Genomic DNA, 21,623 nt, shown 5'->3' with positions numbered 1-21,623 from the left:
AACCGTGTGGTGCGTCACAACACAGACTAGCCTTAACTGTTTGGCCAGATACGGCTCGGTCCCCGGCCCGCCCGGTGTGCGGGCCAGGAACCGTCAGGTGTGGGGTTGCCGGTGCGCGCAAACTCCGCCCACGCATTCTTGAGGACCGCGCCCTTTGCCGCGATGTCCGCCCAGGAGGCGCCCTGAAGCATCGGGGCCCTCTGCCAGGCGTCGCGGTCGCCCAAGAGAAAGGGCAGCTCGATGGTGTGGCAGGCTCGGTATTCGCTCTCCGGCGAGCGCCAATCGAAACGGTAGCTGTACACGCGCGAGCCGCCGCGGGTGAGCTGATCGGCCAGTTGCATGGCCGGTCCCGCGAAAACGATGCGGTTCATGCCCGGGTTTATGGCGCGGGCCAGGGGGTAGACCATGTGTTTCGCGAGCGGGTTCTGGTGCCAGAGTTCAATGGTCGGGGTGCCCAGGATAAAGGGCAGAATATCGTCATGCGTGTAGCCGATCAGCACGTCTTTGGTGTTGCCGAGGGCGGTCATGGCCCGGGCTGCGGTCGCTTCGTCTGAGACGCCGTTCTTTCCGGGGACAACAGAGAACGGCATTCCGGCGGCGAGTCCGAACTTTCCGGCGGCATTTCCGGCGACCTCTTGGGCCTGGATCAGCCGTTGCGGGGAGGCCGTGCGGGCGTCGGTGGACCCAAGATCGGCAACAAATGCCGCCGTCATCGCCTCGGCAATCTGGGCGCGGCCGCGACGCAACCCCAGCGGGGCGCTTTGCACAATCGCGCGCCGGAAGAGCGGGGCCGCCTCCGGGAGGGTGAGCAGATGCGTGATGGCGTCCGCTCCGGCGGAATGGCCCATGATGGTGACCTTGTCCGGATCCCCGCCAAAGCGGGCAATGTTGTCGCGGACCCACTTCAACGCCGTGACCATGTCCCACAGCCCCAGGTTTTGCGCCCCGAGTCCCTCTTGAGTGATCCCTGGGAGCTCCATGAAACCAAAGGCGCCGAGCCGGTAGCTGATGTTCACCACCACAATGTCTTCCTGGTCCACCCAGGCGCTTGGATCGTAGCCGTGAATTTGTGCGGACCCGGCAACATAGGCGCCGCCGTGGATGTAGACCACAACGGCCCTCGCATCGCCCTCGACGCGTGAATCCGGAACAGTGACATTCAGGTTCAGGCAATCTTCGCCAAAGACAAGCCCTTGGCTCATATCCCCGACGACCCGGTCAAAAAGTAACGGATTCTGCCAGGCGCTATAAACTCGCGCGGCACCTCGGTGCGTCGATTCCGGGGAGGCGGCATCGCCGTCGTACTTCTCTAGGTGCGGCATGCCAAAGCGGGCCGCGCTCGCGTACTTGATTCCCCGGAACTGCCGCGCCATCCTGCCCGCCTCATCTATGTAGCGCCAAACGCCCATGTTGGGGTGCAACATGGGCACTTACCGCTACACAGATTAGATGAGAAGGTGAGGGTATGGAATTTGATCGGGCGCTCGCGGTCATTAATGTGCTCAGCGATGTGCAGGGCGACCACGCGGATTTTCAGGCGGCGCTCGCGCAGTTGCCGCACATGCACGAGCTTGACGATGGAGTAGTGGTTGTCGGGGATGTGACCCCGCGCGGCTTTGACTCCGAATATGCCGCGGTGCGCGAGGCGCTGGCCGAAAGCGGGTACGCCGGCCGGATCGAGTGGGCGATCGGGAACCACGAGTTTTACCGGACGCACTGGGCGGACGAGGGGACCCCGGCCCAGGAATCCTGGCCCAACGGGGTGCGTGAGGAGGAGCTCTTCCAATCGTTTTATCGGTTCGCGGGGCGGGATCGGGTGTATACCGAGGTGTCGTTTGGGGCGGCGCCGGACGCGGACGTGCCGGGTGCGGGCGTGCCGGGGCTGATTCTCGGTTCCGAGCGGTACTCGCGGTTTCACGATGCGAACTTGCGGGATGAGGTGTGGTTCTCCGAGGAGCAATTCGCGTGGTTGGAGGCGCGGTTGGACGCGCTGGCTGCCGGTGGCGGTCCGGTGTTGGTGTTTAGCCACCATCCGTTGCCGGACACGGTGTCGGGGACTCGGAACCGGATCTTTGAGCGCGACTACCTAGAGGCGGAGCGGTTGCTCGCCGTGCTTGGCCAGTACCCGAACGTGTTCTTCTTCTCCGGGCACACGCACTGGTCGCTGCATTTGGCGGATTGGGCGGTGCGGCGCGTGGTACCTGGAACAGGCAATCCCTACGGGTTTGTGGCGGTCAATACCGGTGTGATCGAGACCGAATATGAGGATGATGGCGCGGGCGGCGAGCGGCCCAAACCGGGCAGGGCGGCCACCGGGGTGCAGGTGCGGATATATGCGGACCGGGTGGAACTCTGGGCGCGGGATTTTGTGCGCGAAGAGTGGATCGCGGCGTATCCGGTGCCGCTCGTGGGGAGCGATTAGCGTGCCGGTCGGGGCGCGTCGAGCGCTTGTTTGGGCGCCCCGCGCGCCCGTTTGCGCTCCCGTTTGGGCGCCGAGCGTGCCCCGCGCGCCCGTTTGCGCTCCCGTTAGGGCGCCCCGCGAACTTGTGGAAAAACCTGTGGAAATCTTGAGTTCTAAAGTTGAGTCAACTAGACTCAACTTTAGAACTTGCCGGGTTAGGCATAGCGTGTAACCACGCGCTTTTTTACGCAGTGGTTTTAGCCAGAGGGAGGACATTCAAAGTTGGACCCGAAATTCACTACAAAGAGTCAAGAGGCGTTATCGGCCGCGTCGATGAACGCCTCAACCGCCGGAAATCCGCAAATTGAACCGGCACACATTCTCAAGGCGCTCATGGATCAGCGTGAAAGCGTTGCCGTGGCGTTGCTCAAGGCCGTCGGTGCCGACCCGGATGCGGTGAGCACTCAAGCTAGTTCCATCATTAAGAGCCTGCCAAAGGTGTCCGGCTCCAACGTAGGCCAGGCGCAGCTTTCCCGCGCCGGGTTGCAGGTGATTCAGGCGGCACAGCAGGCCGCAGAGAAGCTCGGGGACACCTACGTCTCCACCGAGGCGCTGCTCATCGGAATCGCCGAGGGTACGGATCAGAGCGCCCAGGTGCTCCGCGACGCGGGCGCCTCCGCGCAGGCGCTCATGGCCGCGATCCCGAGCGTCCGCGGCGAAGGCACCGTCAACGGCCCGGACCCGGAAAATACCTTCCAGGCCCTGGAAAAGTACGGCACCGATCTGACCGCGATTGCCGCCTCGGGCAAACTGGACCCGGTCATTGGCCGCGACTCGGAAATCCGCCGCGTGGTCCAGGTGCTCTCGCGCCGTACCAAGAACAACCCGGTCCTGATCGGTGAACCCGGCGTCGGTAAAACTGCCGTGGTGGAAGGACTCGCACAGCGCATGGTTGCTGGGGATGTCCCCGAATCCTTGCGCGGCAAGACGCTCATTGCCCTGGATTTGGGCGCCATGGTCGCCGGTGCGAAGTACCGCGGCGAGTTTGAGGAGCGGTTGAAGGCGGTGCTGGAGGAGATTAAGAACTCCGATGGCCAAATCATCACCTTCATCGACGAGATCCACACCGTGGTCGGTGCCGGCGCCAGCGAGGGAGCGATGGACGCGGGCAATATGCTCAAGCCCATGCTCGCCCGCGGTGAATTGCGCATGATCGGCGCTACCACCCTGGACGAGTACCGCGAAAACATTGAGAAGGACCCGGCTCTGGAGCGCCGCTTCCAGCAGGTCTACGTCGGTGAACCCACGGTCGATGACACGATCGCCATCCTCCGCGGCCTGAAAGAACGCTACGAGGCGCACCACAAGGTCGCGATCTCGGATTCCGCGCTCGTGGCCGCCGCAACGCTGTCCAACCGCTACATCACCGGGCGCCAACTGCCGGACAAGGCAATCGACCTGGTCGATGAGGCCGCCAGCCGCCTCCGCATGGAAATCGACTCCGCCCCGGAGGAAATCGACCAGTTGCGCCGCCAAGTGGATCGCATGACCATGGAAGAGCTCGCACTCAGCCACGAAAACGACCCGGCCAGCCAAGAACGCCTGGAAAACCTGCGCAAGGAAATGGCGGACAAGAAGGAAGAACTCGCCGGACTCAACGCGCGTTGGGAAGCGGAGAAGGCCGGGCTTAACCGGGTCGGCGATCTCAAAGCCAAGGTAGATGAGCTGCGGAGCCAAGCCGAAAAGATGCAGCGCGAGGGCGACCTCGCCGGCGCCTCCCGGCTGCTCTACGGCGAAATCCCCGCCCTGGAAACCGAGCTGAAGGCCGCCCAGGAAGCCGAGGAAGAGGAAGAGAAAGAAGCCTCCACCCCGATGGTTGCCGATGAGGTCACCGCGGATGACATTGCCGAGGTCATTTCCAGCTGGACCGGCATTCCTGCCGGCCGCATGCTTCAGGGCGAATCCGAGAAGCTGCTGCACATGGAGGACAAGCTCGGCGAACGCCTGATCGGCCAGCAAATGGCGGTCAAGGTCGTCTCCGATGCGGTGCGCCGCGCCCGCGCCGGCGTCTCCGACCCGGACCGCCCCACCGGTTCCTTCCTGTTCTTGGGCCCCACCGGCGTCGGCAAAACCGAGCTGGCCAAGTCCCTTGCGGACTTCCTCTTCGATGACCCGCACGCCGTGATCCGCATCGACATGAGCGAGTACTCGGAGAAGCACTCGGTGGCGCGCCTGGTCGGTGCCCCTCCCGGCTACGTCGGCTACGAGGAAGGCGGCCAACTCACCGAGGCCGTGCGCCGCCGCCCCTACTCGGTCGTGCTCTTGGACGAGGTAGAAAAGGCGAACCCGGAAATCTTCGACATCCTGCTCCAGGTTCTCGACGATGGCCGCCTCACCGATGGGCAGGGCCGCACCGTGGATTTCCGCAACGTGATCCTGGTGCTCACCTCCAACCTCGGCTCGCAATTCCTGGTCGATCCGAATATGGACGAGGAAGAGAAGAAGGAAGCGGTCATGAAGGTTGTGCACGCCTCATTCAAACCGGAGTTCTTAAACCGTCTGGATGAGATCGTCATCTTTGACGCGCTTAGCCTGGACCAGCTCTCCAAGATTGTGGACCTGCAGATCGCCTCGCTGCAGAACCGCCTCAAGGATCGCCGCCTCACCCTGGATGTCACCGATGCCGCGAAGGAGTGGCTCGCGCTCACCGGCTATGATCCGGCATTCGGCGCCCGCCCACTCCGGCGCCTCGTGCAGCGCGAAGTCGGGGACCGCCTCGCCAAGGGGTTGCTCTCCGGCGAAATCCAGGACGGCGACACCGTCACCGTGGACACGCCGGACCCGCTCGAGGATGTCATCGACGAGCAAACCGAGGTCCGCGAGGGCGAAATGCCGGTCGCCGCGCCGCTCAAGGACGGTCTGGTGATCAGCGTCAAGCGCTAGGCGCGCGGCAAAGAGAAGTACGACGGCGAGTCCCCCTCTCCCAGCCCCGCGCCGGCCTGAAAGCCGGTTGCGCGGGTGCCAGAATTCCTGGCTGGGCGCGGGGGACTCTCGCCTATTCGGCGTTGGTGGGTTCGCCTGTCGGGGTGCCCTCACCGGTTTCGATGGGCTGGCTGGTGGCGGGTTCGCTCGGGGTGGTCTTGCCGGACTCAGAGGGTGCGATCACCTCTCCTGGGTCGCTCGGCGCGGTGGTTGCCGGACTATCTGGACCAAGAAGCACAGATTCCTTGAGCGCGTCGTCCTTCTCGGTGAAGGCGATGCAGTCGACGCGCCGGTCTCCGGCCGCCCAGCTCTCTTCGGTGGGCAGGCCCTGAGTTTGCTTGAGGTCTGGGTGTGCTTGGACGACCAGCGGGTCCAGGGGCGAACTGTCGCACACTCGCTGGGAGCGCTGCTGCAGAATATCGGACCCGGGGAAAGGCTCGGATTTCGGTGCAGATTCGGTGCCGATGAGCTGGGCATTGTGCGGGCTGGAGCAGTCCACGATGTCCACGTTTTCATTCACGTTGGTGAAGTTGCGCATACACTGCCCGCTCTGGACCTCGCTGATGCTGACGTCCTTTGCACTCACACCGTTGGGCACCTCGCGCTGGATGGGGTTCAGGACAAAGTAGGTTGCCACGGCGGCACCGGCTACGAGAATCAATCCCAGGGCAATCCACCAGCCAAATTTCGAGCTCTTCTTTTTGGGCGGGCGCGGGGAATCCGCGGGCGTAGAGCCCGGTTTGTTGTTCGCCGCTGCGCCGGGCTTCACGGCCGACTCGGACGAATAGTGTGGGTTTTTTGTCATGCTCTGCTCTACTCCTGCGTAGCGACGTGAAAGAAGACTGAACGCACGTCTTCTATTATTCGTGAAATTTTTCGCTGTGGGCGAGCGAGATCGCCCTACGTGTGCGTAGAGACGTTCGAAAACATGTAATCTAGATACTACGAAACATTTGTAGATTATCTGGAGCCGCGACTCTGGCCGAGTTGCCCAGCCTCCGGAACGACGGACAGAGGGGGTCACGCCATGGGGCGCGGCCGTCAAAAGGCTAAGGCTACTAAGCAAGCTCGGGACATGAAGTACTTCTCCCCCGAGACGGATTATGCTGCCCTGCAACGGGAGCTAACCGGCGGATCGAATCGCAGCGGGCGCACTCCGGCGCCCATCGAAGCTGACGATTACGATGACTACAAAGATAAGTACTCCTCTGAGTATGAAGACGAGGACGACCGCCGCATCGGCTAACCGTTCCCGCACGAAATTCTCGGCACCCCCTCTGGTGATGAATCAACGCGCCGTGATGACGGCTGTCTAAGACCCTCGGGCAGTGTGCCAAACTTTCGCGCCAAAAAACAGTGCAGACTTTTCGCGTTGGCACGGGTAGCGTAGGTTCCATGAGGCCCACGGCGTCTTGCCGGGGCGAAGGACAGTCGGTGCCGTTGCCGAATCCTCTGCGCACCGACGCTCAATGGAGGGGAATGCGCAATGCCTGAACGTAGCTCATATCAAGAGGGTGTCCCGTGCTGGGTTGACCTGCAAGCCACCGACGTGGACAAAGCCAAAGAGTTCTATTCGGGCTTGTTTGGCTGGGATTTTGAAGAACTCGACGGCGGCGACGGGATGAAATACAACCTCGCGCGTATCAACGGCAAAGACGTAGCCGGAATTGGCAGCGTACCGCCGGGCGGCGAAGGGCGACCGAGCGTCTGGAACACCTATCTGGCGTCCAACAACGTCGATGATACTGCAGCTAAAGTCACCGAGGCTGGGGGCAATAACATCATGTTGCCGGTGGGAACCGGCAGCGGCTCCGGTCGCATGTTCTTCGCCACCGACTCCACCGGCGCGATGGTCGGATTCTGGGAGGCCGGCACGCGTATCGGGGCGCAACTCGTCAACGAGCCCGGAACGCTGGTATGGAATGAACTCTCCAGCGACGACCCGGAAAAGTCTGGAGTCTTTTACACCGTCGTTGTGGGGCTCGGTGTGAAGAAGGAACCGGCCGGTGACCTGATGGAGTACTGGACGTTCCAGAGCGGCTCCGATCCGGTGGGCGGCATGACGCGACGCGAACAGTCTGACCAGCCCAACGCATGGGTTACCTACTTCTGTGTTGATGACGTCAACGGCGCGGTGTCCAAGGCGGAGTCGCTGGGTGCCACGATCACCATTCCGGCCTTTGATGTTCCCACGGTCGGGCGGATGGCCGGCATTGTCGATCCCGTTCAGGGTTTCTTCATGGTCATGGACATGAATGAAGAGGGCGAAGAAGGACTTGGCGGCAAAGAGGAAGCACTGGAGGCCTAATGAGTGTCAGAACCGGATACACGCAAGGTACGCCGTGCTGGCCGCAACTGATCAGCGGCAAGCCCGAAGACGCCGTCATTTTCTATGAAAAGGTTCTCGGGTGGACCCTGGAACTAGCGGGAGACGGGTTCTTCACCGCACGGCTCGACGGGAAGATCGTCGCCGGCATCATGCCGCCGGGCGAAAGCGCCCGGGACGGGTGGAAACGCGACGAGTGGCTCACCTTCATTGCGGTGGATGACGCCCAGGAATCGGCGCAAAGGTTCGCGGGCGCCGGAGGCAAACTCCATATGCAACCGATGACGGTGGGAGACGATGACGGAGTCATCTTCGGCGGCCTGGATCCTGCCGGCGCCAATGTCTGGTTCTGGCAAGCACGCGACCAATTTGGCGCCGAACTGGTCAATCAGCCCGGAACGGTGATCTGGAACGAGTACAACGCCAATTCGCTTCCGGAGGATCTGCGCTTCTACAAGGACGTGTTGGGCGTGCAGTGGAAAAAGGACGGCGAGGGAGCGGACGCCTACTACTCCATTCTGGTGGACGGCAAGATGGTTGCCGGAGCGCAGGACAAGAAAACGCCGCAACCCAGTTGGGTGACCTATTTTGCCGTATCCAGCCTGGATGACGCGCTTGCGAGCGTCGACTTGGTGGGCGGTAAAGTCGTGGTGCCGACAATGGACGTACCCGATTTGGGTCAAATGGCCGGAATCGAAGACTCCGGCGGTGCCTTCTTAATGTTGATGCAACCCAGTCCGGGCATGAAGGAGCAACCGGACGAGCCGATCACTCCCGATGAAGCGTAGCGCGAGGGCGAGTCCACCCGCGCAGGCTTTCGGCCGAGACGGCTAGGGGAATGTTTCCCGTGACGACGCCTATGACAAGGTTGTAGGCGTCGTCTTCGGGTGCATCTAGATCCAGTGAATTCAGCGCCAAGAACGTGTACGTGGCGACCCATCCGAGTCTATTGTTGCCGTCGACAAGGGGATGATTGCGCCCAATTGACTCCAAGAGCGCCGCCGCCATTTCGCATTCATCGCGGTAGACGTACTGGCCGCCGAGAAAAGTCTGCGGTCGCTGTGCGGCCGAATCCAAGATGCCAAGGTCGCGAATCGGCCCCACGCCAATTTCATCCACGATAGACACGAGGTCCTCGACATCGAGGAACGCGGGCTTCACTGGGCGAGCCGGTCAAGCAGTTGTCGATAGCGTTCCGAACTCTCTCGCGCGAGTTCGCGCACCTTCTTATCGCCGGTTGCCCGAGCGGCGGCCTCGAGGATTGCTCGCGAGGCGGCTTCCTGTTTGCTCACGCCGTCTTCGCGGGCCAGCAAGTCTAGGGCGCGCTGTGCTTCCTCGGAGAGTCTCAAGGTCATGGCCATGCAAAAAATGATACCACTGCGGTATCAGGCGAAAGTTATCCACAGGTTACGTGGGGCTCATGTCCAAAGGACCCTCCAATACGTAGACTCAAGCTCAAGGCGATTCACTCATCGCATCTGACTTGGGGACTCGAACCTCGGACGGGACGGCAGCTGTGGGAAGCTTCCTCTTTGGGTTGATCTTGGGCGGCGTGGGGGCGTGGCTGATTACCTGGCTCGCGGTGCGTGCCGCGTATCGGCGAATTCTGGATGCGCGCGAGTTCGAGTTCAACGATCGGCAACGCCGCGCTCAGGCGGCCGCCTGGCAAGAGGGTTTTGACGCCGGAACCGCCGCGCGCCGGAATGCCGAACTCGCTCACGCGGAACCTTCGGCCGAGCCTCCGGTTCAGAACACTCCGTCGCCTGGCGTCCAGTCGCCTGCCGCGCAAACGCCTCCTCTCACGCAAACAACAGCGCCGCCACAGCAGGCAGCCCAGCCTCCAGAGGCAGTGCCGCCGGTTCTGCCAGAATCAACAGCGCCGCTCGAGCCGCGTGATGCTCCGGCGGTGCCCTTACGATCGGAACCATCCGAACCCGAAAGCCCAATGTCACCGGCGAGTGTTCCACTTCGCGAAACGCCGGAACGAACTTCGATACCAGTACCCCAAACCCAGGCGGTTGGGGGCTGGGGGGCGGCAGGCGTCGTCGTACCTCAGGAAAGCCCGCCGACGCCCGAGGAGGCTGCCGAAAAGCGCAATCTGCGCAATATTAATCTGACCTTGGCGACCGCGGGGCTTGTGCTGTTGGCCGCGTGCGCCGCATTTTTGGCTACGGGGTTTGCTGGTGCGCTGAAGGTCGGGGCCGTCGGCGTGGTCATGGCGGCGTTTTACGCGGGCGGGCTTTTTGTGTATGCGAAGTATCGGAAACTGCGGCCGGCGGGGTTTGCGCTCGCCGGTATTGGCTTGGGGTTGGTGCCGTTCTTTGGGCTTGCGCTGAATTTGGTCGGTAATCTTTCGCCTGCTTGGTGCTGGTTTATCGCTTCGGTGCTTGGGCTTGCGGGGAGCACCGTTGCGGTGTGGGTGACGCGCGCGCAGGCGCTGGTGTATGCCGGGATGGGGCTGGTGCTCTCTACGATGTGGTCGGTGAATGCCGTCGCCGACATGCCGGTGCTGTGGTATTACGTGAGCGCCGTGGTGTTTGCGGTGTTGGTGTCGGCGGTGTCGCTGCTGCGGCCCGGATGGGTGCCCGCCATGGTGGCAAAGAGCGCGGCGGCGACGTATCGATATTTGTTGCCAGCCGTGATAGCGGCGGCGGTGCTGAGCTTTTCGATCCTGGATACGCGCGGGTATGCGCTTTTGGCGGCCCTGGTCACTCTGGCGTATGCGTTGCAGCTGCTGGTGGCGCGCGGCACTGACCTGGTGATCGCCTACTTTGGCGGGCGAGCGGCCGGGACCGTTGCGGTGCTGTTGTCGATTAACTTGTTGCGGGAGAACGCGGGGTGGCCGAACTCGTTCTGGATCGCGGTGGTGTTCGCTGCGTTTGTGCTGGCGCAGTTTGTGGGGCTGCGGGCATCGGGCGAGCGGCTGCCGATATACCGTTCTGGGGTAGTAGCGCGCGGGGTCTATGTGGCGGATGTCTTTGTGACCTTCGGGGTAGTTGTGGTCGCGGTGCTGGTCGCGCAGGTGTTTGCGCCGATTTATGGCGTGGGGCCGGGAAGCCTGGGCGTGTGGATCGCGGTATTGGCGGCTTGGTTGGGATTGAGTTTTGCGACCGTGTCAGCGGTAACTGTGGGTTCGGCGGTGTCTGCCGGTGCGGTGGTGTCGGCCGGTTCGGCCGGTTCGGCCGGTTCGGCCGGTTCGGCCGGTTCGGCCGGTTCGGCGTGGGAGGACGGGAAGCCCAGGCAGCAGGCACTGCTGTGGATCCCGCTGATTCCCATTGTTGCCGGGATATTGGCGAATTTCGCGTGGAATCCGGGGCGGGATCTTGAAGTGCCGGCGGAGATGCGGGATCTCGCGCCGTTTGTGGCGCTTGCGCTCAATGGTTTTGCTGTGTCCAGGCTGGGGTGGGCGTTGTGGGCGTCGCGGCGCTCGGACGGTCGCGGTGCGGGGGCTGCGGATCGTGCGGGGGCTGCGGATCGGGCGGGTGCTGCGGCTCGCGCGGGGGTGAGCACCTGGGTTTTGGTAGCGGCGCTCAAGGTGTCCCTTGTGGCATTGCCGCTGACCGTGGGTGGCGGGCTGACGCGCGCCGTGAATGAGGGTGTTGCAACGCGCGCCGCCAACGGTGATTATGCGGCGTGGGGGATTGCGGGTCTTGTTGCGGTGTTCATCGTGGTCGACCTTGTGGCGCTCCTGGCCCGCCGGGATACGTGGCTCGGCGGATCCGGCCGTGGTGAGCGGGATCGCGTCGAGCTCTTGTCGGATTTCGCGCACGTTCCCGCCATGGGGCTCCTCCTGCAATGGTTGCTTGGCTTTGGCGCGCTCATGTTTGTGTTGCATCGCGGGCTAGACGTGGTGGGCGCGTTTGGGCTGAGCCTCCCGTGGCTCCTGGTGGCGTGGTACCTCTTGGGTGCCATTGCGGGGGGAGTGTCCGTGGTCAGGCTGCTGCCCCGGATCGGGTTTGCCAGTGCGCTCGGTCCGGCGGTAGCGCTGGTGAGCGCCGTCGGTATTGCCAGCTTCGACTCGCCATTGCCGGCGCTACGGGTCGCGGCGGTGGCATCTGCACTCGTCGCGGCGGGGATTGTCGTGTGGCTGTCCCGGCTACCGGGAACCGAGCGGGGGGATGCGGGGCGAGCGGAGGCCGAACGTGTCCGCACCATTCGCGATTCCTATCTCCTTCAGTGCGAACTCTCCATTCTGGCCGCGATGGCCGTCCTATTCGTGGATTCGGGTGTGCCGCTCTACGCGATGGGCCTGGTGATTCTCGCCGTGCTCACGCTGTTCCTGGTGGCCTCGGTGATACTCGATCGGTGGTTCGGCTACGGGGCGATCATCCAAGTAAATCGCCTTGTGCTGTGCACGGTCATTTTCGCGTTTCCACTGTTCTACCTTGCGCTTTCCGGGGTGCCGCGGCGCGGCTTCACCGGCGAAACGACAGACGCCCCGTCGGCGTTGGTTTTCTTGGCGTGCGGACTGGCCGCGGCTATTTGCTCCTTTGTTATGGTGCGGGCAATGCGCGGGCAACTTGATGGGCTTCCGGGGAACGCCCCGGACAGAAACGTAGGTAGTTTCGTGAAGAGCGCGGCGGGCGGTGCCGTGAGGAGCGCGGCGGCCACAGCGCCGGTCAGCAAACCACGCTGGTCGACGCACTGGTCCCTGCTCGGACTACCTTATGCCTTGGGTTTGGCGGGGTTCGCTCTCACGCGCGGCGACCTGTTGTCAGCAACGCCGATCCATCTCGGCGTGCTCAATCCGGGCTGGACCAGTCTCATTCTCGGCGGCATCGCGCTTGCGGCAATCTTCGTCCTCTCGGCGCGATTGCGGCGACAAGAGTCCGCCATTCCGCTTTCCCTGGCACTAGTGGGCGCGGCTGCGCTCGCATCGATTTCCGCCAACTTCGCGACTAGAGACGATACTCCGCAGTTCTTTATCGCAATCTGGCTCGTGCTCGTCGCCGTTGCGGCCATGCGCCTGGGCTACGCATTGGGCCGCGGGTTTGCGTTCTTGGTGTCTGCACAGACGGCGATCCTGCTCAGTGCACTGTTCATGATCATTCAAGTCAGGGAGAATCTTGGAGAACCGTGGCCGTGGGCGGTTCTGACCATACTCGGCTTCGCTGCAGTGGTGGCCCTCTTCGCCCTCTGGTACTGGTGGGACAGCACGCGCGCGCAACCGCAACTTTTGCAGCGTGAGCGCGGCCGAAACGAACAATGGATTGAGAGCGTCCAGGCCCGCACGGCTTTCCTCGCGTTACCGACACTGGTCCTCTTGGTTGTTTCTACCGTGACCATGGTTCGCGAACAGGGTGGCACTCTCATGCGTTACGGTGCCCAGAACCCCGGAATCGACACGGTGGTGAGTCTTGCATGGCTGGCCGCGCTCGGCATGCTGGCCGCCCTCGTGCTGACGATAGTTCTGGCGCCTAAGCGCTGGCTAGTCACGATCGTTGAAGTCGCCGCGATCATTGCGGTCTGGCCCCTGGCCGTCATTATTCAAGCCCTAGCGCCCGGTGTGTTGACTACTTTCTGGCTGACGCAAGCGTGGCTCGTGGTGCTCGCAGCCGTGGGGGCGTGGGAGGCGCTCAAGTCCAGGTTCTTGGTCGGAATCATCATGCTCGCGCTCGTGAGCGCGGGTCTCATCCAGACCATGATTACGCTGTTCATCCCCTCGATTGCCCAAGCATTGTGGGGAACCGTTTTCGCACTGGCGCTGCTTGCCTTGGGTGCGGTTCTTCGCCGACGCGATCCGATCGGGATGCTCGCGCTTGCCACCGGTCTTGCAGCAACCGTCACCGCCGCACAAGCGCTATATCAGTCAATCATCGGGGACGTGATCGAGCCGTTTTGGCTCGCTCAGTGGTGGATCATTGCACTCGCGTTGCTGTCCTTGTGGGAGTTCTTCCGAGGCAATAAGCAGTGGGGCACCATCGGGTTCGCGGTGGCTTCCGGTGCTTTGCTTCTGTCCGAAGTGTCTACCATCGTGTTCCCGTCCACCGAGCGGCAGGTCTACACCTTGCTTGCAATGGCCGCAGTATTGGTTCTTGGTGTCATTACCAAATCGCGGCTCTTCACCTGGATGGGCGCGGTCGGCGTCGCCGGGGCGATCATTTGGTTCCTGCGCGGCTACACCTTCGTCTTGCTTGGCCTCCTGGCCGTCGCGCTACTCGCCTTCGCAGTGCTCCGTTTGCGAAAAATCGCCGCGAAAAATCAGGACGCGGAACCCTAAGCGTACGCGCCCGTCATGAGCACCGCTCCGCCATCGACGCCCTTGGCTCCCTGCACATAGTCGGCGCTCGCGGTGTCCACGTCAGAAGGGGTGTCGCCCACGGTACCAAGGACCCAGGCATTCATGCCCGCGCCGTTCAACTGTGCCAGCGCAGCGTCGGCACCCTCGGCCCCGACTACAGCGATCATGCCGACGCCAAGATTGAGGGTCCGTTCCAGGTCGGCTTGCGGGACCTTCCCAAGCGAGGACACGAGGGAGAACACTGCCGGCAGTTCCCATGTCCCGCGGTCCACGGTGGCCATGAGCCCTGCGGGGAGTACGCGCGCCAAGTTCGCGGCCAAACCGCCGCCGGTCACATGGGTAAACGCGTGCACTTGCGCAGACGGGTTCGCGGCCAGAGCCAAACAGTCTTTGGTGTACAAGCGGGTTGGTTCCAAAAGCTCCTCGCCGAGGGTGCGCCCAAGCTCACTCACCTGGCGGTCCAGCGACCATCCGGCCTGATTGATGACTCGACGCACCAACGAGTACCCGTTCGAGTGCAAACCGGAAGAAGCCATCGCGATCAGCACATCTCCGGCACGCACGTTGTCCGGCCCGAGCACTCGGGACGCCTCGACAACCCCGGTGGCCGCACCCGCGACGTCATACTCGTCCTCGCCAAGAAGCCCGGGATGCTCTGCGGTCTCCCCGCCAACCAGCGCGGTGCCTGCCTCTTTACACGCTGCGGCAACGCCGGACACGATTCCTGCAATCCGCTCGGGAATGACCTTGCCGCACGCAATGTAATCGGTCATGAACAGCGGTTGCGCACCGACAACCACAATGTCATCAACCACCATGCCGACCAGGTCAAAGCCGATGGTGTCATGCTTGTCGAGAGCCTGCGCAATAGCGACCTTGGTGCCGACCCCGTCGGTGCTAGTCGCTAGCAAAGGCTTCGTATAGTTCAGCAACGCGCTCGCGTCATACAGTCCTGCAAATCCGCCGACCCCGCCGAGCACCGCGTCATTGTGCGTCGCTTTAATATGCCCCTTCATCAGCTCCACGGCACGGTCACCCGCCTCGACGTCAACGCCTGCGCTCGCGTAGGTGATTCCGGGCTCGGTCATGGTGCTGGCTCCTTGCAAGGGGGCTGGTGGGGTGCGCCTCCATTCTCTCACGCGCACCGAATGAGTGGATACTTGCGGCGAATCGCGAAATCTAGCCCACATTAGCGGCGCCACGAGCACCGCTCGAGAGCATTTTCCCTAGCCAGAGGCACCGCGTAAGAGTACATGGCAGCGAATGACGCGAAAAAGCGGACCAAAGTGGGCTAGTTTTGCCGCCCGACGAGTCTTGCAGCTTTGGGACGGAGGGATGTTGAGCGGATAGCGTTAGCGGTGTGGAAGCGTCCAGACCGAAACACAGCAGATTCCGCATTAGCGCCTCCTTTTGGCGTCTGTTCGCTTCTCAAGTTCTCTCTTCCTTTGGCGAATATGTCTTAGAAGCAGCGATCGTGGTGTGGGCAGTGTTGCGGACAGGTGGAGATCCGTCTCTTTCAAGTTTTGCGGTTTCCGCAATGTTGATCGCGACCTTCGCCCCTCGAATAATTTTTGCCCCTCTTGCGGGCCATCTTGCCGATCGGTTTCCATGGACACGAATCATGCAGGTATCTCTTGCCGCGCGTGTTCTTTGTTTGGCCGTCTTGGCCATCACTCTGCCTCAAATGGCGACCAGCACCACCGATGTGCTCCTTGCCGCGGCATTGATTTTTGGTATCAGTGCGGCAGGGCAATTTTACGTTCCCGCACGCGCAGCTGCTGCCCAGCACGCAATTCCAGTGCAGGCTCGGCCCGAAGCTGCCAGTATTTCGCAATTTGGCGTCACTGGAGTCGGTATTCTCGCCACCATGCTTGGCCCCATGGCGTTCACCTGGTTAGGAATGTCTTGGACAATTCTCTTCTGCGCTATTGCATTGGTGCTTGCCACAATTCCCTTGTTCGCCTCGGGCCTGGATGCCCCAACCAATCGGGGCTGGGAAACCGGGGTCCTTCGCGAGTACGCAGGAAATGTCGCGTATGTCTGGCGTGATCCCGTGCTTCGTGCGGTACTTATTAGCTCCTGCATCTACGGGAGTGCACTCGGTATCACTAATCAGACCCTCCCGCTCTTCGCGTTCCAATCCTTGAGCCTGACCCCGGTCGAATACGGATTCGTGACCGCGAGCTTTGCGGTCGGTGGTTTGGTAGGAAGTTTGCTCTCGAGCTTCTTTGTTCGTAGAGCCGGCGACGTTCAGGCGATGGTGATCGCGCTCGGGTCGTTGGGCATTGGTTACGCGGCGTATGCCCTAGTTGGAAATTCCTTGTCGGCAGCGATTGTGATGGGTGTGCTCGGCGTGCTCTTCGCGGTTTACATGTCTTCTCAGGGGCCCGTCTTGCAACGCGTTGTTGGCGAGCGCAAGATGGGTGCGGTCGTGACCATTATGAGCCCAGGGCTGGGGCTCCTGACGATCATATTCACCGGCATCACGGGACTCGCTTACTCGTGGTTGCTGCCATACGTCGACGCGCGAGCGTTGTACATGGCGGGACTCTTCGCGGCAGCGGCAATTTTGTTGATGGTGAGCGCAGTTATTGGAGTTTCTTTGCGGCGAATCGCGAAATCTAGCCCACATTAGCGGCGCCGCGAGCACCACGCGACAGCATCGGCCCTAGCCAGAGGCGCCGCGCAAGAGTACATGGCAGCGAACGACGCGAAAAAGCGGGCCAAAGTGGGCTAGTTTTGCCGCCCAGCTCCGCAAGGACTAAATCCCTTGCTTTTGCTCCCGGACCAGGCGCTCCAATTCGGCATCGGGCCCCGGTTCGCACCCGGCACCAGCCCCGGCAGCAGAAACTTCGAGCAAATTCTTGCCCAGCGCGTTCGCCTCCGGCAACTCGATCGGGTACTCGCCGGTGAAGCACGCCGTGCACAGGCGGTTGCGCGGTTGGCGGGTCGCGTCGATCATGCCGTCCTCGGAGATGTACGCGAGCGAGTCGGCACCAATCGAAGCCGCAATCTCGTCAATCGTCGCGCCGTTGGCAATGAGCTCGGCGCGAGTGGCAAAGTCGATGCCATAGAAGCAGGGCCAGCGCACCGGCGGCGAGGAAATCTTGACGTGCACTTCGGCCGCACCGGCTTCGCGCAGCATGCCGACAATCGCCCGTTGCGTGTTACCGCGCACAATCGAATCATCCACTACCACCACGCGCTTTCCGCGAATCACCGATTCGAGCGCATTGAGTTTCAGACGGATGCCCAGCTGCCGCAAGGTTTGCGAGGGCTGGATGAAGGTTCGCCCCACGTACGCGTTCTTGACGAAACCGTGCGCAAACGGGATCCCAGACTCCTCGGCGTAACCCACCGCGGCGGGAGTCCCCGACTCGGGCACCGGAATGACGATGTCTGCTTCGTGCGCGTTTTCGCGGGCGAGTTGACGGCCCATCTCCACGCGGGACTCATACACCGAGCGGCCGGCAATCGTCGCATCGGGGCGGGCCAGGTACACATACTCAAAAACACAGCCGGCGGGCGTCGGTTCGGCAAACTTGGTTGAGCGGATGCCGTCCGCGTCGATCGCGATAAACTCGCCCGGCTCAATCTCGCGGATGAAGCTCGCGCCCACGGTCGCAAGTGCGGCCTGCTCCGAGGCGACCACCCAGCCGCGCTCCAAACGGCCGAGCACCAAGGGCCGTACCCCGTAGGTGTCGCGCGCAGCGTACAGGGTGTTCTCATCCATGAACACAAAACAGAATCCGCCCTGAATCCGCGGCAGCAGAGCAAGCGCAGTCTCCTCTAGCGAAGCGCCCTCTTCGCCCTGCAACAGGGTAGTCACCAGCGCCGTATCCGAGGTGTTCCCCTGCGCAATTTCGCCGGTCTTCGGCTTGCCGTAACGATCCAAAATGAGTTGATACAGCTCGGCCGAATTTATCAGGTTGCCGTTGTGCGCCAAGGCCACGGTGCCATTGGCAGTCGCGCCGAGGGTCGGCTGCGCATTCGCCCAAGACGAGGATCCGGTAGTCGAGTATCGGCAGTGCCCCACCGCAATGTGGCCCTTCAGGGTCTCCAACACGGACTCGTCGAAAACCTGGGAGACCAGACCCATGTCCTTGTACACCGAGATGCGTTCGCCATCGCTCGTGGCGATGCCGGCCGACTCCTGCCCACGGTGTTGCAGGGCATAGAGCCCGTAGTAACTGAGTTTCGCGACCTCTTCGCCCGGCGCCCACACGCCGAACACGCCGCACTCGTCCTGTGGGCCCTTTTCAAAGGGCATCAAATCATGGTTGAGCTGTCCATCTCCGCGCGCCATACCTTAATTCTCTCACGCGCGCCAGGCACCGAAAAACAGGGGATTAATGACGACGGCGTGTCCCCGACCACGCGCGCAGGTGAGCCTATTCGTCGTCGTTCTTGAGTTGCGCAAGCGCTCCGCGCTTGCGGCGACGGTGCGAAACCCAGTCCAACACCACGGCGACAACACCGCCGAGCATAAGCCCGATGAACCCGAAAAGCATGGCAAAGTAGCCGAACGCGGACTCTCGGCTGACTTGCGCTTGTCCCACTGGGGCGTCCTTGTACAGTTCCTCCTGGCTGGGGCCGAGGAACACGAACAAGAAAGCCGCGAGCACGCCAAGCACTACCCCGAGCACCAAAAAGACCGCGATCTTGGGTGCGCGCCGCACGGTGACGGCCTGGCCGTCGGGGATGATGCGGTAGTCCGGTTGGTCGTCGGCCTCTTGTGCGGGAGGAACCTGGCGGGGCTGGGGTGCGGGTTGCTCTGAAGTCACCGGGCTAGTTTACGTGCCCTGGCTGTGTAGTCTGTAAGTGTCCTCGGCGTCCGCTCGGGGTATCGCAGTCATTCTGGGGGTAAGAACCGTGATCAAGAAAACCGCAAAAACGAAATTGGTGGCGCTCGGGGCCGGGGCCGCGCTGGCACTTTCGCTGGCCGCATGTGCCAACTCCGATAACAACGCCGCTAACAACGCCGGGAGCAGCGACGCTCCGCAGGCCGAAACCACCTCCGCCGCGCCGGAGCAGACTCAAGCCGAGGCGACAAGCTACACTCCGGATCAGATTGAGGCCGCGCTGACCGCCGTCAAGCCGGAGCTGGAGGGCACCACAAAAATCCTGACCGCGGATGAGTTGTCTAAGTCGCTTGACGCGGCCAAGCAGGTGGCCGGGCAGATCACCACCGACCCCGCCGAGTGCGCCGGATCCGAGCAAATGCAGGCCGGTTTCGCCAATGCCAATACCACCGATATCCGGATCCTGGCCGAATCCACCGGCAAGGTCACGCTCGCCGGGTTGAGCGGGGACGTGGTCTCGGACATTGCCGACATGATGACCCAGAACAAGGAACTGGCGTCGAAGTGCGCCAGCTACACCGTGGACGTAGCCGGTCAGTCGGGGACCGGGACGATGGAGGAAATCGAGGTCACGATCCCGAATGACAAGGCTTTCGCCGTCAAGTCGACCACTGATTTCGCGGGCGTCCCCACCGCCACGCTGAACGTCAACGTGGTGCGCGGCGACACTCAGATCGCCGCGACGAGCACGGGGCTTGGCGCCACCGAAACCCCGATGAGCGCCGAAGAGTTGCAGCAACTCATCGACAAGACCTTCGCGGAGCTCGAGAAGCAATAGTCGAGCGTGTGAAGCGGTAGCCCGGTCGAGACTCGGCCGGGCTGCTGTTTTTAAGAGTTCAGCGGCAAATATGCGCTCAGATCGGCGCGCAATCCGGATGCGGCGATCTCGCTCGCGGCCAGCGCCTCGTCCCAGGTGCGCTCGCCGCGCGCCAAAGCAATCCACACCGGCGCTGCCATTTCCACCACGTTGGGCGGGGTGCCGCGGGTATGCCGCGGGCCCTCAATGCATTGAGTGACCCCGAAAGGCGGCACCCGCACCTCGACGCTGTTACCCGGCGCGCGGGCGGTCAATTCTTCGAGCGCGTAGCGCACCGCCGTCGCCGTCACAGCGCGCGGGGATTCCGCGGTCCAGCTGGCAAGCGCGTGCTTGCCTTCCTCGAGGGATGTACGACGGCGCGCGGTTGCCACTACCTGCTCCCTAGCCTTGGGCGTGAGGTACTGGGGTGCGCTTGGATGCGGCGTCTAGCAGGTCGGTGACCGCCGGGGCAAGGAGTATACGGCCCACCGGGACTCCGCCGCCAAGGATTTTCGGCACGACCTGTTCTAGGACGGCGGATGCCTTCGCCGAGTCAATGGCGCCCACGGCGACCAGAAGCGCAAGGCCGACGAGGCTGGTAGCCCGGTGAGCGCCGTCGAGCATCTTTAAAGCAACCGAGGTGCCATCGGGGGCGCCAAGAATGAGGACGCCTTCCGCCCCGCCCTTGGCGATGACGCCAAGCTGTTCCATCACCACGGTGTTTTCGCGGCCGCGGCCGTGGACCGCCCAGGGGTAGTCGAGCATGGCGCGGGCGACTGTGGCGGCTCGAGCGTCGGCGCTCAAGGCGCGCGGGGCGAGCGCGAGTTTGCGGGTGGCGTTGGCGAGGCCGCGGAGGCTGACCGCGGCGAGGGGAGCACCGCAACCGTCGATGCCCCAGTGGGTGATGTTTTCCTCGGTGAATTCCTCGATGACCTCGGCGACCTTGCGTTTGAGCGGGTGGTCCATGGCTAGGTAGTCGATGGTGGGCCAGTTGTTTTTGACGCAGGCGGCTAGGAACGCGGCGTGCTTGCCGGAGCAGTTGTAGGCGATGCGCTGTTTGCCCATGTCCTTGCGGACCAGGTAGTTGCGGGCGTCTTCGTCTTGCGGCCAGTCGAGCGGGCACTGCAGGTCCGCGGTGGTGAGCCCGGAGGCGGAGAGCATGTCCTCGACCACGTCCATGTGCTCGATTTGGGCGACGTGGCTCGCGCAGGCGAGGGCGACCGTCACGCCGCTCAACTGGGCGCCGACGCGCATGGAGGCGATGGCCTGAAAGGGTTTGAGGGTGGAGCGGGCGAAAATCGGGGTGTCGATGTCGCCGAGCGCGTGCAGGATGTCACCGTTGGGCGCCATGACGACCGCTGCGCCACTGTGGCGCGACTCGATAAATCCGTTGCGCTCAATGACGGCAAGTTCGGGCGCGCTGGCAGAGGTGAAAGTTTCCTGCATGAGGCTAGTCTATTAGGCGTTTGGGGGTACGTTAGGTGCCTTTGTAGTCTTTCGGGACGATCCTCAGGGTCTTGGCGACTTTGAGGGTTTCTTCTTTGATGACCCAGCTGTATTCGTCGTCGACCCAGGAGGCGGATATTTCCACGGCGGCGTTCACGTTGGGTGGGAAGATCAGGTAATTGTCCCGGAAGACCAGGGTGTCAACCCCGTTGAAGAAGTCTGTCATCCGGTAGCTTGAATGCGCGGCCGGACCGGCGGGGACTTCGAGGGTTTCGAACTCGATCGGGGTCACCAGGTTTGATTGAATATCACGCGCAGATTTCAAGTACTCGTGATAATCCTCTGGTTTATAAACGTCCTCGTTCAGGTACCGCACCGTCATCACAGAATTCACGCCAACTTCAGGAACCCCAGCCATGATGTAAAACGCCCCGGGACCGAAATCGCGTGCCACATACGCCCAGGCGTTGACTTGAGCGAGGAACTGTTCCCGAGTGACGGTAGCCCCGTCATCTTCCCAGTACTCATCGATCGCGGCTTGTCCTACCTGTTGTGACCACTGCTCAATC

General features: G+C 62.6%; 18 protein-coding genes. 8 read left to right on the top strand and 10 right to left on the bottom strand.

Translation table 11 applies throughout. The features are described 5' to 3' along the window. Positions 1–32: 32 nt before the first annotated feature. Positions 33–1,373, bottom strand: a complete 1,341-nt coding sequence (locus O148_RS13800; RefSeq protein WP_035744147.1) for a carboxylesterase family protein — start codon at positions 1,371–1,373, stop codon at positions 33–35. Between the two features lie 92 nt (positions 1,374–1,465). Between O148_RS13800 and O148_RS13795 the strand changes: the two genes are divergently transcribed. Then, positions 1,466–2,422 (top strand): metallophosphoesterase, encoded by a 957-nt coding sequence (locus O148_RS13795; RefSeq protein WP_051619625.1) that lies wholly within the window; start codon positions 1,466–1,468, stop codon positions 2,420–2,422. Between the two features lie 261 nt (positions 2,423–2,683). Then, positions 2,684–5,344, top strand: coding sequence for an ATP-dependent chaperone ClpB (gene clpB, locus O148_RS13790; protein WP_051619624.1), 2,661 nt, complete (start codon positions 2,684–2,686; stop codon positions 5,342–5,344). 112 nt (positions 5,345–5,456) lie between these two features. Here the strand turns inward: clpB and O148_RS0100075 are convergent, their stop codons facing one another. Continuing rightward, the gene (locus O148_RS0100075; RefSeq protein ID WP_026529305.1) at positions 5,457–6,188 is read right to left on the bottom strand and encodes a septum formation family protein; all 732 of its coding nucleotides are present in this window, start codon (positions 6,186–6,188) and stop codon (positions 5,457–5,459) included. Between the two features lie 222 nt (positions 6,189–6,410). Between O148_RS0100075 and O148_RS0100070 the strand changes: the two genes are divergently transcribed. From O148_RS0100070 to O148_RS0100060, 3 genes are all read left to right on the top strand, one after another. After that, on the top strand, positions 6,411–6,629 hold the full coding sequence (locus tag O148_RS0100070; protein ID WP_026529304.1) for a DUF3073 domain-containing protein: 219 nt from the start codon (positions 6,411–6,413) through the stop codon (positions 6,627–6,629). Positions 6,630–6,869: 240 nt separating this feature from the next. Beyond that, a complete protein-coding gene (locus O148_RS13785; protein ID WP_051619623.1) occupies positions 6,870–7,691 on the top strand; it encodes a VOC family protein in 822 nt (273 codons plus the stop codon). Next, a complete protein-coding gene (locus tag O148_RS0100060) occupies positions 7,691–8,497 on the top strand; it encodes a VOC family protein (protein WP_026529303.1) in 807 nt (268 codons plus the stop codon). Before O148_RS13785 ends, O148_RS0100060 begins: the two co-directional genes overlap by 1 nt. On the opposite strand, the gene O148_RS13780 is transcribed toward O148_RS0100060, so the two are convergent. Next, complete coding sequence (locus O148_RS13780; RefSeq protein WP_035744144.1) at positions 8,478–8,870, bottom strand: type II toxin-antitoxin system death-on-curing family toxin; 393 nt, start codon at positions 8,868–8,870, stop codon at positions 8,478–8,480. The two genes, O148_RS0100060 and O148_RS13780, sit on opposite strands and share 20 nt — an antisense overlap. Next, complete coding sequence (locus tag O148_RS0100050) at positions 8,867–9,070, bottom strand: CopG family transcriptional regulator (protein WP_026529302.1); 204 nt, start codon at positions 9,068–9,070, stop codon at positions 8,867–8,869. Before O148_RS0100050 ends, O148_RS13780 begins: the two co-directional genes overlap by 4 nt. 122 nt (positions 9,071–9,192) lie before the next feature. On the opposite strand from O148_RS0100050, the gene O148_RS0100045 reads away from it, so the two are divergent. Then, positions 9,193–13,929 (top strand): hypothetical protein, encoded by a 4,737-nt coding sequence (locus tag O148_RS0100045; protein WP_157374425.1) that lies wholly within the window; start codon positions 9,193–9,195, stop codon positions 13,927–13,929. Here the strand turns inward: O148_RS0100045 and purM are convergent. Then, entirely contained in the window at positions 13,926–15,038 is a 1,113-nt protein-coding gene (purM, locus tag O148_RS0100040; RefSeq protein ID WP_026529300.1) for a phosphoribosylformylglycinamidine cyclo-ligase, read from the bottom strand. The two genes, O148_RS0100045 and purM, sit on opposite strands and share 4 nt — an antisense overlap. Before the next feature lie 272 nt (positions 15,039–15,310). On the opposite strand from purM, the gene O148_RS0100035 reads away from it, so the two are divergent. After that, positions 15,311–16,585: an MFS transporter gene (locus tag O148_RS0100035; protein ID WP_075204219.1), complete on the top strand. Its 1,275-nt coding sequence runs from the start codon at positions 15,311–15,313 to the stop codon at positions 16,583–16,585. 126 nt (positions 16,586–16,711) lie between these two features. Here the strand turns inward: O148_RS0100035 and purF are convergent, their stop codons facing one another. Further along, positions 16,712–18,256 (bottom strand): amidophosphoribosyltransferase, encoded by a 1,545-nt coding sequence (gene purF, locus O148_RS0100030; protein WP_026529298.1) that lies wholly within the window; start codon positions 18,254–18,256, stop codon positions 16,712–16,714. A gap of 85 nt (positions 18,257–18,341) precedes the next feature. Further along, entirely contained in the window at positions 18,342–18,734 is a 393-nt protein-coding gene (locus O148_RS13775; RefSeq protein WP_051619622.1) for a hypothetical protein, read from the bottom strand. Positions 18,735–18,822: 88 nt separating this feature from the next. Between O148_RS13775 and O148_RS0100020 the strand changes: the two genes are divergently transcribed. After that, entirely contained in the window at positions 18,823–19,590 is a 768-nt protein-coding gene (locus tag O148_RS0100020) for a hypothetical protein (RefSeq protein WP_026529297.1), read from the top strand. 50 nt (positions 19,591–19,640) lie between these two features. Here the strand turns inward: O148_RS0100020 and O148_RS0100015 are convergent, their stop codons facing one another. The 3 genes from O148_RS0100015 to O148_RS17875 form a co-directional block, all read right to left on the bottom strand. Then, positions 19,641–20,000, bottom strand: coding sequence for a sterol carrier family protein (locus tag O148_RS0100015; RefSeq protein WP_026529296.1), 360 nt, complete (start codon positions 19,998–20,000; stop codon positions 19,641–19,643). Between the two features lie 10 nt (positions 20,001–20,010). Continuing rightward, a complete protein-coding gene (locus O148_RS13770; RefSeq protein WP_051619621.1) occupies positions 20,011–21,054 on the bottom strand; it encodes an asparaginase in 1,044 nt (347 codons plus the stop codon). Positions 21,055–21,085: 31 nt separating this feature from the next. Further along, the coding region (locus O148_RS17875; RefSeq protein ID WP_035744134.1) for a hypothetical protein at positions 21,086–21,623 on the bottom strand (538 nt) is incomplete at its 5' end.

The organism is Haematomicrobium sanguinis DSM 21259, assembly GCF_000688395.1.
GTDB classification, from domain to species: Bacteria; Actinomycetota; Actinomycetes; order Actinomycetales; family Micrococcaceae; genus Haematomicrobium; species Haematomicrobium sanguinis.
The sequence above is the reverse complement of the archived record's forward strand: the minus strand, read 5'-3'. Positions and strand labels throughout refer to the sequence as shown.

Excerpts from the sequence above, each read along its gene's own strand:
- O148_RS13785 (WP_051619623.1), top strand. The coding sequence starts at position 6,870 with ATGCCTGAACGTAGCTCATATCAAGAGGGTGTCCCGTGCTGGGTTGAC.
- O148_RS0100075 (WP_026529305.1), bottom strand. The coding sequence starts at position 6,188 with ATGACAAAAAACCCACACTATTCGTCCGAGTCGGCCGTGAAGCCCGGC.
- O148_RS13770 (WP_051619621.1), bottom strand. The coding sequence starts at position 21,054 with ATGCAGGAAACTTTCACCTCTGCCAGCGCGCCCGAACTTGCCGTCATT.
- O148_RS0100060 (WP_026529303.1), top strand. The coding sequence starts at position 7,691 with ATGAGTGTCAGAACCGGATACACGCAAGGTACGCCGTGCTGGCCGCAA.
- O148_RS0100050 (WP_026529302.1), bottom strand. The coding sequence starts at position 9,070 with ATGGCCATGACCTTGAGACTCTCCGAGGAAGCACAGCGCGCCCTAGAC.
- O148_RS13800 (WP_035744147.1), bottom strand. The coding sequence starts at position 1,373 with ATGGCGCGGCAGTTCCGGGGAATCAAGTACGCGAGCGCGGCCCGCTTT.
- purM (WP_026529300.1), bottom strand. The coding sequence starts at position 15,038 with ATGACCGAGCCCGGAATCACCTACGCGAGCGCAGGCGTTGACGTCGAG.
- O148_RS13795 (WP_051619625.1), top strand. The coding sequence starts at position 1,466 with ATGGAATTTGATCGGGCGCTCGCGGTCATTAATGTGCTCAGCGATGTG.
- purF (WP_026529298.1), bottom strand. The coding sequence starts at position 18,256 with ATGGCGCGCGGAGATGGACAGCTCAACCATGATTTGATGCCCTTTGAA.
- O148_RS0100070 (WP_026529304.1), top strand. The coding sequence starts at position 6,411 with ATGGGGCGCGGCCGTCAAAAGGCTAAGGCTACTAAGCAAGCTCGGGAC.